Source organism: Streptomyces sp. AK08-02 (genome assembly GCF_033795085.1).
GTDB classification, from domain to species: domain Bacteria; phylum Actinomycetota; class Actinomycetes; order Streptomycetales; family Streptomycetaceae; genus Streptomyces; species Streptomyces echiniscabiei.
The window spans coordinates 143,140-156,359 of record NZ_JARAZV010000012.1 but is presented as its reverse complement, the minus strand read 5'-3'; the positions used below and the strand labels follow the sequence as shown (position 1 = coordinate 156,359).

Sequence of the window (13,220 nt, the reverse complement as noted above, 5' to 3'; positions counted from 1 at the left end):
ACCGTCCGGGAGACACCCGCCCGGCGGATCGTTCGCCCGGACAGGTGGGCGAGCAGGGGGCGGGTGGGCAGGTCCTAGCCGAGCCGGTGCATCCAGCCGTGCTTGTCCTCCGCCGTGCCGCGCTGGATGTCGAGGAGTGCCTCGCGCAGTCGCAGGGTGACCTTGCCGGGCTCGCCGCCGCCCTGCTGCCACTCGGCGCCGGTGCGCTTGACCGTGCCGACGGGGGTGATGACGGCCGCCGTACCGCAGGCGAAGACCTCGGTCAGCGTGCCGTTCTCGGCGTCGCGCTGCCACTGGTCGACGGAGACGCGGCCCTCCTCGGCGGTGTACCCGAGGTCGCGGGCGACGGTGAGGAGGGAGTCGCGGGTGACGCCCTCCAGGATGGAGCCGGTGAGGGAGGGGGTGACGATCCGGTCCCCGTACACGAAGTACAGGTTCATCCCGCCGAGTTCCTCGATCCACTTGTGCTCGACGGCGTCGACGTAGCAGACCTGGGCGCAGCCCTGCTCCGCAGCCTCGGCCTGGGCGAGGAGGGAGGCCGCGTAGTTGCCGCCGGTCTTGGCGTCGCCCATGCCGCCGGGGACGGCACGGACGCGGTCCTCGGAGAGCCAGATGGAGACGGGCTTGACGCCACCGGGGAAGTAGGCGCCGGCGGGGGACGCGATCACCAGGAACAGGTACTCGTTGGCGGGCTTGACGCCCAGGCCGACCTCTGTGGCGATCATGAAGGGGCGCAGGTAGAGGGACTCCTCGCCACCGTGCGCGGGCACCCAGTCGGTGTCCTGGCGGACCAGCGCGTCGATGGCCTCGATGAACGTCTCGACGGGCAGCTCGGGCATCGCGAGACGGCGCGCGGAGTGCTGGAAGCGCAGGGCGTTCTTCTCCGGCCGGAAGGTGGCGACGGAGCCGTCGGGCCGACGGTAGGCCTTGAGGCCCTCGAAGATCTCCTGCGCGTAGTGCAGGGTCATGTTCGCGGGGTCGATGGAGAGCGGGCCGTACGGGACGAGCTCGCCGTCGTGCCAGCCGCGGCCCTCGGTCCACCGGATCGTCACCATGTGGTCGGTGAAGTGGCGGCCGAAGCCGGGGCTGGCCAGGATCGCCTCGCGCTCCGCGCCGGAAAGTGGCGAGGCCGAGGGCTTGAGCTCGATCGTGGGCGTCGTCATGAGTGGGTGTCCTTCACCGGTTCGTGTGTGACGGGCCGCGCTCACGCCCGTACGGCCGCCGTACCGCGGCGGCCGGTATGAGGACGTCCGAGCATTCCCTCGGTCCGTGGCTCCGCGTTCGATTATCACGCGAAAGGGGCCATGGACGAAAAGGGCGTGAATGCGACCCAGGGGATGATGGTGACACCCGGCGGGGACATAAGAGAAGCCGCCGGGTGCATGTGCGACCCGACGGCTTCGAGAGGTTCTGGTTCGAGGAGCGCCGCGGGTCAGCCGGCTACTCGTACGGCGAGGGCGTCGCCGATCTCCTCGGTCGTACGGGTCGTGGTGCCGCGCTCCGCGAGGTCGGCGGTGACGGCGTCCTCGATACGGACGGCCTCCGCCTCGTAGCCGAGGTGGCGCAGCAGAAGGGCGACGGACAGCACGGTGGCGCTGGGGTCGGCCTTGCCCTGACCGGCGATGTCCGGGGCCGAGCCGTGGACGGGCTCGAACATCGAGGGGTACTCGCCGGACGGGTTGATGTTCCCGCTCGCGGCGACGCCGATGCCGCCGGAGACGGCCGCAGCGAGGTCCGTGATGATGTCGCCGAACAGGTTGTCGGTGACGATCACGTCGAAGCGCTCGGGCTGCGTGACGAGGTAGATCGTCGCCGCGTCCACGTGCATGTACTCGGTGGTGACGTCGGGGAACTCCTGGCCCACGGTGTTGAAGATGTCCGTCCACAGGTGACCGGCGTGCACGAGCACGTTGTTCTTGTGGACGAGCGCCAGCTTCTTGCGGGGGCGGGCCTGGGCGCGGGCGTAGGCGTCGCGGACGACCCGCTCGATGCCGAAGGCGGTGTTCAGCGACACCTCGGTGGCGACCGCGTGCGGGGTGCCCTGGCGGATGGTGCCGCCGTTGCCGGTGTACGGGCCCTCGGTGCCCTCGCGGACGACCACGAAGTCGATCGCGGGCTGTCCGGCCAGCGGGGTGGCGACACCGGGGAGCAGCTTCGACGGCCGCAGGTTGACGTGGTGGTCGAAGGCGAAGCGGAGCTTCAGCAGGAAGCCGCGCTCCAGGACACCGGAGGGCACGCTCGGGTCACCGATCGCGCCGAGCAGGATGGCGTCGTGCTTCTTGAGGGCGTCCAGGTCGGCGGCGGTGAGGGTCTCACCGGTGGCGTGGTAGCGCCGGGCGCCGAAGTCGAACTCCTTGGTCTCCAGCTTCACATCCTGCGGAAGGACGGCGGAGAGCACCTTCAGCCCCTGGGCCACGACCTCCTGGCCGATGCCGTCACCGGGAATCACTGCGAGATTGAGGCTGCGAGACATAACGGCACCGTACTCCTGGTCCCATGGGATGACATGCCGTGTCCGCGATACGGACAGGGCCGGGACCTGGCACGCACCGCACCGTCCGCTCTTCGACCGGCGTTCACCTGCGCGTATGGCGGACGTTGGGATTTGCTGGGAAGTTCCCTCCCATGGACAGTCCTCCGGACACCCCCGACGTCGGCATTCCGCCTCAACCGGCCCGCCGGATGAGCATGGCGGAGCAGTACGAGTATCTGCGCACCCGGCTCACCCGGCGCCGCGCGCTGGTGACGGCGGGCGCGCTGGCCGGCGGCGGTCTGCTGACCGGCTGTTCGTCGAGCACGGGTACGGCGAATCCGGCGACCAGCAAGGTCCCCGGTGCCGCCGTCACGCCCTTCGGCCGCCATCTCGCCTTCGGCGCCGACCCCAAGACGCAGATGCGGATCTCCTGGCAGGTCCCGTTCGCCGTCAGGAAGCCGTACGTCCGCGTCGGACCGACGCCCGGCGACCTGAGCCGCCGCATCGAGGCCGAGCTCCGCCCACTGCACACGCCGGGCGTGACGGGCGTACGCCTGGACCTGGACCAGTACTACCTGCACGCGGCCCTCGACGGACTGCGCCCCGGGACGACGTACTACTACGGGGTCGGTCACGAGGACTTCGACCCGGCGACCCGCGCGCACAGCTCCACCCTCACCACGTTCCGCACCGCGCCCGCGACCGCCCCCGCGAGCTTCGTGTTCACGGCCTTCGGCGACCAGGGCGTCACCCCCGACGCGCTGGCCACCGACCGGGGGCTCCTGGGCCGGAACCCCGCCTTCCATCTGCACGCGGGAGACATCTGCTACGCGGACGTCACCGGCCACGGCGAGAAGTCGGACAGCTACGACCCGACCGCCTGGGACCTGTTCCTGAAGCAGACGGAGACGGTCGCGAGGTCGGTGCCGTGGATGGTGACGACCGGCAACCACGACATGGAGGCGTGGTACTCACCGAACGGGTACGGGGGCCAGTCGGCCCGCTGGTCGCTGCCTGACAACGGGTTCGACGCCGAGAACACCCCGGGCGCCTACTCGTTCGCGTACGGCAACGTCGGCGTCGTGGCGCTGGACGCGAACGACGTGTCGTACGAGATCCCCGCGAACCTCGGGCACACGGACGGCCGCCAGACAGCGTGGCTGGACCGGCGGCTGACCGAGCTGCGCGCGTCGGACGCGATCGACTTCGTCGTGGTCTTCTTCCACCACTGCACGTACTCGACGTCCACCCACGCCTCCGACGGTGGCGTACGGGACGCCTGGCTGCCGCTCTTCGACAAGCACCAGGTGGACCTGGTGATCAACGGCCACAACCATGTCTACGAGCGGACCGACGCTCTCAGGGGAGGCCGGGTGGGCCGGCGGGTACCGGTCGGCGCGTCGACCGACCCGACGCGGGACGGCACCGTGTACGTCACGGCTGGCGGCGCGGGTCAGAGCCTGTACGGCTTCCCCTACGGGGTGAAGGACAGCTTCGAGGGGAAGGTCGCCGACCGGGAGTCGGTGGAGACCTTCCACTGGACGAAGTCGCAGGACCGGCACGAGGACACCGTCGAGTGGTCGCGCGTGCGCTACACCGGCTACTCGTTCCTCTCGGTGGAGGCGGCGGCGGGTGTACCGGGCACGGCTCCCCGGCTCACGGTCTCCGCGCTGGCCCAGAGCGGCCAGCGAATCGACCACTTCGAGGTGCGGCGCGGATAGCGAGCGGCCGGCCGACCGCCCTCAGTGACCTGTCTGGCCGCCGTTGTCCCGGCGGTCGAGGGCGCGCTGGAGGGCTGCGGCGGCGTTCTTGCGGTCGGACTCGCTCGTCGGGGAGACGTGGCGGACTCGGCGGCGGACGGTCGTCTCGGCCATGGGAAATCGACTCCTTCAAGGAATCCGGGAGTACGGCAGGGGGATTCGAGACGCCGGATTGGACGGGGAGCAGCGGTACCGCAGGGGTTGCCTGTACGGGGTATCGGCTCACGGCCGTCATTCGCCTGGTCTGGCGAGACGTTCGGCTCCTACAAAGCTAGGCGAGGACAGGGCATCTGTCTCCACAATTACTCGGACTTCCTACTATCTGAGACGGCGAATTGGGTCACACCCGGCTGACCTGGCCTTTTACCTTTGGAGCACTTCGCCGTCCCGACCGGCTCCGCCGGCGGGCCCGGTGCGGCGCGCGATCAGGGTCCGAACCATCTAGCCCAGATTGATCCGACCTAAAACAGGCCCAGAGACCTGCGCGACACCTTGACAGCCCAATCCTCACCCACCAGCCTCACAGTCATCGGATGACTGACGGCTGAAGGGGTACTTCATGTCGATCGCGCTGACCCTCTGCTCCGCCCTGCTCGCCACCGCCGTGACAGCACTGCCCGCCGAGGCAGCGGCGGCGGGGCATCCAGGGACGGCGGCGGCCTGGGAGGTGAAGGCCTCGCCCGGCTCCCCCACGGCCGTCGTCGCGCTGGACCCGGCCGACAACCACCCGACCCTCACGGTGAGACGCGGCGGAGAGCAGGTACTCGCGCCCTCCCCCCTGGGCCTGGTCACCGAACAGGCCGACTTATCCGTGGGGCTGGCGTTGTCCGGCCGCACCACCCGCACGGTCACCGAGCACTACACGTCCACAACCGGCAAGTCCCGCAAGCGGGTTGCCCGGATGACCGAGTCCCGCTTCCGGTTCCGGACCGCCGAGGGCGCCCGCCTCGACCTGGTGGTACGGGTGGCTCCCGACGGCGTCGCCTACCGCTACACCCTGCCGAGCACGACCGGCGACGTCCTGCGCGAGGCCTCCGCCTTCACCCTCCCCCCGGCCACGAGTGCCGTCGTCAACGCCTACCGCGCCGACAACGAACTCCCCTTCAAACGCTACGAGTCGGCGGCCGCGGCCCCGGCGGGCGGCTACTCGATGCAGGCCCTCTTCAACACCCCCGGCGGCTACGCGCTGATCGCCGAGTCGGACCTCGACGGCACTTACGCGGGCGCCCACCTGACACACGAGGCCGGCTCACCGACGTACCGGGTGGGTCTCTGGAACGACGAGCCGATCAGGACGAGCGGCACCCTGACCACCCCCTGGCGCACCATCGTCACCGGCGACCTGGCCACGGTCACCGAGTCGACCCTCGTGGACGACCTGGCCGCACCCTCCCGGGTCCGGGACACCTCGTGGATCAAGCCGGGCCCCGCCCTGTGGACCTGGCTCGCCGGCGGCAAGACCGCCGGGCAGAGCCTGGCGGCGCAGAAGGAGTACGTCGACTACGCGGCCGAGCGGGGCTGGCCGTACGAGGTCGTGGACGCGGGCTGGTACTTCAAGCCCGGGGAGTGGGAGGTCATCGACCCGGACTGGCAGACGAACAACTGGATGCCGGAGCTGGTTCGTTACGGGGCGGCGAAGGGTGTGGGCATCCAGGTGTGGCTGCACTACAGCCTGCTCACGGACCCGGTGGAGCGCGAGAAGTGGCTCGGCACGCTGGAGAGTTGGGGCGTCAAGGGCGTGAAGATCGACTTCATGGACTCGGAGTCGCAGGACCGGATGCGCTGGTACGACGAGGTCCTGGAAGCGACGGCCCGGCACCATCTCCTCGTCAACTTCCATGGCTCGACGATCCCGAAGGGCATCCAGCGCACCTGGCCGCAGGTCATGACGTTGGAGGGCGTGGGCGGCGAGGAGAAGCGCAACAACACCGCGGAGCAGCTCGCCTCGCTCCCCTTCACCCGTAACGTGATCGGCTCGATGGACTTCACCCCGGGCGCCTTCCACCGCCCGGCCCGCCCCAACGTGGCTTCCGACGCGGGCGAGTTGGGCCTGACTGTGCTGTACGAGTCGGGCATCCAGAACCTCTCCGGGACCCCGGAGTCGTACGAGGCGCGTCCCGAGGCCCGCCGCTATCTGGAGCAACTGCCCCGGCGCTGGGAGGAGACACGGCTGCTGGCCGGCGACCCGGGCCGCTCCGCCGTACTGGCCCGACGGGCGGCGGACGGGCGGTGGTTCCTCGGCGGCACGTTCGCGGGCGCGGCACGAACGGCGGACGTACCGCTACGCCTCGGCACCGGCCGCTGGCTGGTGGAGACGGTGACGGACGGCCCGTCAGGGCTGGTCCGCGAGGCACACCTCGTACCGGGCGGCGCCACGCTCGCCGTACCGGTGGTCGCGGACGGCGGCTTCGCCGCGCTGGCCTGCCGCTGGCAGCCGGGCCGTACGACCTGCGAGAAGCAGCCGAAATGACCGACGCCGGGCCCGTGTGGGTGCGGGCCCGGCGTTCAACCGTCATCCATTGTCCGTGCGGCGTCAGCCCATGTGCGGGTACGTGTAGTCGGTCGGCGCGACCAGGGTCTCCTTGATGGCGCGGGTGAGGGTCCAGCGCATCAGGTTCTGCGGAGCGCCCGCCTTGTCGTTGGTGCCGGAGGCACGCCCGCCGCCGAACGGCTGCTGCCCGACGACCGCGCCGGTCGACTTGTCGTTGATGTAGAAGTTGCCGGCCGCGTAGCGCAGCTTCTCCATCGTGTACGCGGCTGCCGCGCGGTCGCCGGAGATGACCGAGCCGGTCAGCGCGTAGTCGGACACGGACTCCATCTGGGTCAGCATGGCGTCGTACTTCTCCGCCGAGCTGTCGTCGTACACGTACACGGCGAGGAACGGGCCGAAGTACTCGGTGGTGAAGACCGGGTTGGCCGGGTCCGTGCACTCCACGACCGTCGGGCGGACGAAATAACCGACCGAGTCGTCGTAGGAGCCGCCCGCCACGATCGTGCACGTCGGGTCGGACTTCGCACGGTCGATGGCGGCCTTGTTCTTGGCGAAGGCGCGCTCGTCGATGACCGCGCCGACGAAGTTGCCGAGGTCGGTGACATCACCCATGGTCAACTGGTCGACCTCGGCGGCGAACTCCTCGCGGAAACCGTCGTTCCAGATGGAGGCCGGGATGTAGGCGCGGGAGGTCGCGCTGCACTTCTGGCCCTGGTACTCGAAGGCGCCACGCGTCAGGGCCGTCTTCAGGACCGCCCGGTCGGCGCTCGGGTGGGCGACGACGAAGTCCTTGCCGCCGGTCTCACCGACGAGCCGGGGATACGAGCGGTACTTCTCGATGTTGGCGCCGACCGTCTTCCACAGGTGCTGGAAGGTCTTCGTCGAGCCGGTGAAGTGGATGCCGGCCAGGTCCCGGTGCTCCAGGGCGACCTTGGAGACCTCGATGCCGTCACCGGTGACGAGGTTGATGACGCCCTTGGGGAGCCCGGCCTCCTCCAGCAGCCGCATGAGAAGCACGGCGGAGTGGGTCTGCGTCGGGGACGGCTTCCACACCACCACGTTGCCCATGAGGGCGGGTGCGGTGGGCAGATTCCCCGCGATGGCCGTGAAGTTGAAGGGGGTGATCGCGTAGACGAAGCCTTCGAGCGGGCGGTGGTCGAGACGGTTCCAGACGCCCGGGGAGTTGGCGGGCGGCTGCTCGGCAAGCAGGTCGCGCGCGTACTTGACGTTGAAGCGCCAGAAGTCGATCAGCTCGCAGGAGGAGTCGATCTCCGCCTGCTGGGCGGTCTTCGACTGGCCGAGCATGGTGGACGCGGCGAGGGTCTCGCGCCAGGGGCCGGCCAGGAGTTCGGCGGCGCGCAGGATGATCGCGGCACGGTCGTCGAACGCCATCGCACGCCAGGCGGGCGCGGCGGCGAGGGCCGCGTCGATCGCGTCCTGGGCGTCCTGCCCGGTGGCGTTGGCGTAGGTGCCGAGGCGGGCCTTGTGGTGGTGGGGCTGCACGACGTCGAACCGCTCGCCGCCGCCCATGCGCCGCGCGCCGCCGATGGTCATCGGCAGGTCGACGGGGTTCTCGGCGAGTTCCTTGAGCCTGGTCTCCAGACGGGCCCGCTCGGGCGACCCGGGGGCATAGCCGTGCACCGGCTCGTTGACGGGGGTGGGGACCTGGGTGACGGCGTCCATGCTTCCGTGACTCCTTAACTGAGCGGGGTGGTTGGTGTCAGCCCTTGGTGAGGATCGAGCGTCCGAAGAAGAGGAGGTTGGCGGGCTTCTCCGCCGGCCTTCGCATGCTGTGCCTTCCCGGGGGACAGCCCCCGGACCCCCGGCCGAAACCTTGAGCGACTGCCGTTCGTCAACCTCGGGTGAGCATGCTGCGGGCGAAAAAGCGAAGGTTGGCGGGCTTCTCGGCCAGCCTTCGCATGAAGTAGCCGTACCAGTCCGTCCCGTAGGCGGTGTAGACGCGCATCCGGTGGCCTTCGGCGGCGAGCCGCAGATGCTCGTCGCTTCTGATGCCGTACAGCATCTGGAACTCGTACTCGTCGGGTTTGCGGTTCGCGCGCCGGGCGAGTTCCTGGGCGATGGAGATGAGTCGCGGGTCGTGGGACCCGATCATCGGGTACCCCTCGCCGTCCATCAGGATCCCCAGGATGCGGACGTACGCCTTGTCGGTCTCGGACTTCTGCTGGTAGGCGACCTCGGCGGGCTCGTCGTACGCGCCCTTCACCAGCCGTACGCGGCTGCCGCTCTCGGCGAGGCGGCGGGCGTCGGACTCGGTGCGGTACAGGTAGGCCTGGATGACACAGCCGGTCCGCGGGAAGTCCTTCCGGAGTTCCTCGTGGATCGCGAACATCGAGTCGAGGGTGGTGTGGTCCTCGGCGTCGAGCGTGACCGTCGTCCCGATCGCGGCGGCGGCCTCGACGACGGGCCGGACGTTGGCGAGGGCCAGCTCGTGCCCGCCCTCCAACGACTGGCCGAACAGCGACAGCTTGACGGACATCTCGGCGCGGGTGCCCAGTCCCAGTTCGCCGAGCCGCTCGACCAGCTCCAGATAGGCGTCCCGCGCGTGGGAGGCCTGCTCGGGGGTGGTGATGTCCTCGCCGACCACGTCCAGGGTGACTTCCAGCCCCCGGTCGGTGAGGTCGCGGACGATCGGTACGACGTCGTCGACGGTCTCGCCGGCGATGAAGCGGTCGACGACCGGCCTGGTCACCGGGGCGGCCGAGATCAGTCGGCGCAGCCGGTCGCTGCGCGAGGCGGCGAGAATCACGGGACCCAGCACGGGGCACCTCCACAAAAGGCCGGTAAACGGAGAACCACCGTGAAACCTAGGGATCTCTCCGATCGTGGGCCATCGACAGCTGTCACGCATCCGTGCCCCAGATCTCATACAGATGTCTGAAGGCGGCGTGGGTATGCGCGAGAATGCCCCCATGAGCCAGGCGAGCGGCGACCACCACGGCGACTACCAGGAGCTGGTGGACGACATCTCGGAGCTTCTCGGCGCCCCCGCGACGCTGGAGAACCGCGACTTCGAGCTGCTCGCCTTCGGCGCCTACGACAGCGAGGGCGAACTCGACGCGTCGGCGCTGGACCCCGTCCGCACCCGCTCGATCCTGACCCGGCGCTCGACGTCGGCGGTCCGCGCGTGGTTCGAGGGCTTCGGCATCACACGCGCGAGCGGCCCGGTCCGTATCCCGCCCACCCCGGAGGCGGGGGTGTACCGGGGACGGATCTGTCTCCCCGTACGCCATCGGAGTGTCGTTCTCGGCTACGTCTGGCTGCTCGACGACGATCCGGGCCCCTCGGCGGAGCAGCTCACGGCGGCCATGGAGGTGACGGAGCGGATCGGCGCGCTGCTCGCGGACGACGCGCAGGCGGGCGCCGACCTGACCCGCGAGTTCCGGACGGTGCTGACCGCCGAGCGCGGCTGGCAGCGGGACATGGCGGTGGCGGCGTTGCGTACGGCCCTGGGGGCGCGCGGCGAGGGCCCGCACGCGGTGGTGTGCGTGGCGCCCTGGCCCTCGGCGGATCCGGACGACGCCCCCTCGGCCCGTACGGTGCCGCACGCGACGGCGGTGTGCACGGTGCCGTGGGGCACGGCGTCGCAGTACCTGGCCCTGCTGATCCGGCTGCGTGCGACGGATGTGCCCGCCCCGGCGCTCACGGCGGCGTCAAGGCTGCTGAAGGAGACGGAGGGCGCGGTCGCGGCCGGCGTCGGCGCACCGCGCACCGGCCTCGCCGGTCTGGGCACCGCCTGGCAGGAGGCCTCGTCGGCGGCCCGCGCGGCCCTTGCCCAGCCGCACCTCGGCCCGGTCGCGGAGTGGGGCGCCATCGGCCCGTACCGCCTGCTCACGGCGCTGCCCCCGGACACGGCCCAGGACCCGGCCGTACTCGCCCTGCTCGCCCCCGCCCACCAGGAACTGGCCCGCACCGCCGAGGTCTACCTCGACCGCGCGGGCCAGGCCGGCCGCACCGCGGCGGAACTGGGCATCCACCGCCAGACGTTGTACTACCGCCTGTCCCGGGTGGAGCGGCTGACGGGCCTGGACCTGGACGAGGGCGAGGACCGCCTGCTGCTGCACATGGCATTGAAGGGCGCGCGGCTCCAGGGCGAGCGGGCCTGGAACCTGCCCGACTAGGGCTTGGCCGCCGCGATGACCCGGCGGAACCCTTCCGTGAGCTGCTGCGCGGTCGGTGCCGTCGTCGGGTCGAAGACGTGCTGGCAGATGAGTCCGGTCACCAGGGCGTTGTAGAACTGCCCGACGGTGTCGACGTCGTCCTCCGGCACGTCCTCCTCCCTTCCGCCGAGGAACAGCGGGATGATGCCGCGTCCCGCCTCCCGCTGGGCCTCCGCCAAGTGGTCGCGGACAGTGGGCAGTTGATCCCCCATGGCCACGATCTCCATGCTCAGGCGCCACAGGGAGTCCGGCTGCTGCATGGTGTCGATGATGTTCGACCAGACCTCCTGGAACCGGTCGAGCGAGCCGGGCTCGGTCGCGCCGGCCGTCCCCGCGGCGGGGGTGAAGTCGTCGGAGAGCCCCTCCACCAGGGAGACGTACGCCTCCGCGAGGAGCTTGTCCTTCGAGCCGTAGTGGTAACCGATCGACGCCAGATTGGTCCCCGACTCCTTGACGATGTCGCGCGCGGTCGTGCGCACGAAGCCCTTGTCCAGCAGGCAGCGCTTGGCGCCTTCGAGCAGATCCTCGCGATGTCCCATGCGGCCACCCTACCCGCGATCCATACGAACGTCCTAGACAAACGAATTACACGAACGTTCTAGACAACTGTTTAAGACGCCCGTACATTCACTGCCATGACCAACTCGACGAACCCGACGAGCTCGACCGCTTCCCCCGGCCCCCGTGCCGGCCGCCGCGAATGGACCGCGCTGGGCGTGCTGATGCTGCCGCTGCTGCTGGTCTCGATGGACGTGTCCGTTCTCTACTTCGCGGTCCCCTCGATCAGCGCCGACCTGGAGCCGACCGGCACCCAGCAGCTCTGGATCTTCGACATCTACGCCTTCGTCCTGGCCGGCCTGCTGATGACGATGGGCTCGCTCGGCGACCGCATCGGCCGCCGCAGGCTCCTCCTCATCGGCGCCGCCGCCTTCGGCGCGGGCTCGCTGCTCGCCGCCTACGCCGACAGCGCCGAGACCCTGATCGCGGCCCGCGCGGTCCTCGGTATCGGCGGCGCGACCCTGATGCCGTCGACGATGGCGCTGATCCGCACGATGTTCCGGGACCCCGGACAGCGCGCCAGGGCGATCGGCATGTGGTCCGGCGTGATGACCGGCGGCGTCGCCCTCGGCTCGGTGATGAGCGGACTGCTCGTCGAGTACTTCTGGTGGGGCTCTGTCTTCCTGGTCAACCTGCCCGCCATGGCGCTGCTGCTGGTCCTGGGCCCGGCCCTGCTCCCCGAGTCGAGGAACCCGAACCCGGGCCGCTTCGACCTCCTCAGCGTCCCCCTGTCGATGGCGGCCGTGCTCCCCGTGATCTACGGCCTCAAGGAGATCCCGTCGGAGGGCTGGCACACGGAGTACGTCCTGTCCGTCACCGTCGGCCTGTTCTTCGCGTACCTCTTCGTCCAGCGCCAGCGCACGGCGGCCTCGCCCCTCATCTCCCCCGCGCTGTTCCGGGGACGCGGGTTCGGTCCGGCCGTCTTCCTGAACCTGCTCTCGGCGTTCGCGATGATGGGCTCGGCGTACTTCACCACGCAGTACCTGCAGTCGGTGCTCGGCAAGAGCTCCCTGGAGGCCGCGCTGTGGAGCCTGCTGCCGGCCGTCCTGGTCGGCGCCGCCGCACCGCTCGCCGCCGCACTGGTCCAGCGGGGCGTGCAGCGCGCCCACGTCGTCGCCGGCGGCTTCGCCACGGCGGCCTGCGGGTACGGTCTGCTGGCCCTGGTCGGAACGGACTCGATGTGGCTGGTGCTGGGCGGCGCGGGCGTCCTCGCGGCCGGCATCGTCACCGTGATGTCCCAGATGATGGACCTGGGCCTGAGCACCGCCCCGGTCGACAAGGCGGGCGCCGCGTCCTCCCTGCTGGAGACGGGCGCGGAGTTCGGCGGCGCGCTGGGCATGGCCGTACTGGGCTCGATCGGTACGGCGGTCTACCGCCACGACATCCCGGCCTCGGCACCCGCCCCGGCCCACGAAACCCTGGGCGGCGCCCTGGCGGTGGCCCACCAGCTCCCGGCGCGCACGGGAGACGCGCTGGTCACGGCGGCCAGGGAGGCGTACACCCACGGGATGCAGGCGGCGGCCGTCGCGGGGGTGGTGGTGTCACTCGGGGCGGCGATCCTGGCGGCACGCGCTCTGCGCGGGGTGACTGTGCGGGAGCCGGCTGTGGAGGTGGCGGAGGACTGCAACGTCTAGGGCGACACGAAAACGCCGGGTGGACTGGGATCAACCAGTCCACCCGGCGTTCACGCTCTCAGCCCGTCTGGGGGTCCCCCCTCTGGGGGACTTTGAGGACGAGGCCGTTCAGGCCGAAGCGGGGGC

10 protein-coding genes are annotated in these 13,220 nt (G+C 70.4%); 4 read left to right on the top strand and 6 right to left on the bottom strand.

The genetic code is table 11. The features are described from left to right. Window positions 1-74 precede the first annotated feature (74 nt). Both PV734_RS25410 and PV734_RS25405 read right to left on the bottom strand, forming a co-directional pair. Entirely contained in the window at window positions 75-1,163 is a 1,089-nt protein-coding gene (locus PV734_RS25410) for a branched-chain amino acid aminotransferase (RefSeq protein ID WP_319095050.1), read from the bottom strand. A 269-nt stretch (window positions 1,164-1,432) separates the two neighbouring features. After that, a complete protein-coding gene (locus tag PV734_RS25405) occupies window positions 1,433-2,473 on the bottom strand; it encodes a 3-isopropylmalate dehydrogenase (RefSeq protein WP_006374891.1) in 1,041 nt (346 codons plus the stop codon). 152 nt (window positions 2,474-2,625) lie between these two features. Here PV734_RS25405 and PV734_RS25400 point away from each other — a divergent pair, with 152 nt between their 5' ends. Then, entirely contained in the window at window positions 2,626-4,194 is a 1,569-nt protein-coding gene (locus tag PV734_RS25400) for a metallophosphoesterase family protein (RefSeq protein ID WP_319292047.1), read from the top strand. A 21-nt stretch (window positions 4,195-4,215) separates the two neighbouring features. Here PV734_RS25400 and PV734_RS25395 read toward each other — a convergent pair whose 3' ends face one another. Beyond that, window positions 4,216-4,347: a hypothetical protein gene (locus PV734_RS25395; RefSeq protein ID WP_006374903.1), complete on the bottom strand. Its 132-nt coding sequence runs from the start codon at window positions 4,345-4,347 to the stop codon at window positions 4,216-4,218. Between the two features lie 445 nt (window positions 4,348-4,792). Between PV734_RS25395 and PV734_RS25390 the strand changes: the two genes are divergently transcribed. Beyond that, window positions 4,793-6,703, top strand: a complete 1,911-nt coding sequence (locus PV734_RS25390) for a glycoside hydrolase family 97 catalytic domain-containing protein (RefSeq protein ID WP_319292044.1) — start codon at window positions 4,793-4,795, stop codon at window positions 6,701-6,703. Window positions 6,704-6,766: 63 nt separating this feature from the next. On the opposite strand, the gene pruA is transcribed toward PV734_RS25390, so the two are convergent. Together pruA and PV734_RS25380 are read right to left on the bottom strand one after the other, a co-directional pair. Beyond that, a complete protein-coding gene (pruA, locus tag PV734_RS25385) occupies window positions 6,767-8,407 on the bottom strand; it encodes an L-glutamate gamma-semialdehyde dehydrogenase (RefSeq protein ID WP_319095047.1) in 1,641 nt (546 codons plus the stop codon). 169 nt (window positions 8,408-8,576) lie between these two features. Beyond that, on the bottom strand, window positions 8,577-9,503 hold the full coding sequence (locus PV734_RS25380; protein WP_319292041.1) for a proline dehydrogenase family protein: 927 nt from the start codon (window positions 9,501-9,503) through the stop codon (window positions 8,577-8,579). Between the two features lie 133 nt (window positions 9,504-9,636). Here PV734_RS25380 and PV734_RS25375 point away from each other — a divergent pair, with 133 nt between their 5' ends. After that, complete coding sequence (locus tag PV734_RS25375; protein WP_319095045.1) at window positions 9,637-10,863, top strand: helix-turn-helix domain-containing protein; 1,227 nt, start codon at window positions 9,637-9,639, stop codon at window positions 10,861-10,863. Here the strand turns inward: PV734_RS25375 and PV734_RS25370 are convergent. Next, window positions 10,860-11,441, bottom strand: coding sequence for a TetR/AcrR family transcriptional regulator (locus PV734_RS25370; protein WP_319292038.1), 582 nt, complete (start codon window positions 11,439-11,441; stop codon window positions 10,860-10,862). The genes PV734_RS25375 and PV734_RS25370 overlap by 4 nt on opposite strands. A gap of 96 nt (window positions 11,442-11,537) precedes the next feature. Here PV734_RS25370 and PV734_RS25365 point away from each other — a divergent pair, with 96 nt between their 5' ends. Then, entirely contained in the window at window positions 11,538-13,094 is a 1,557-nt protein-coding gene (locus PV734_RS25365) for an MFS transporter (RefSeq protein WP_319292036.1), read from the top strand. The last annotated feature ends 126 nt before the right edge of the window (window positions 13,095-13,220 follow it).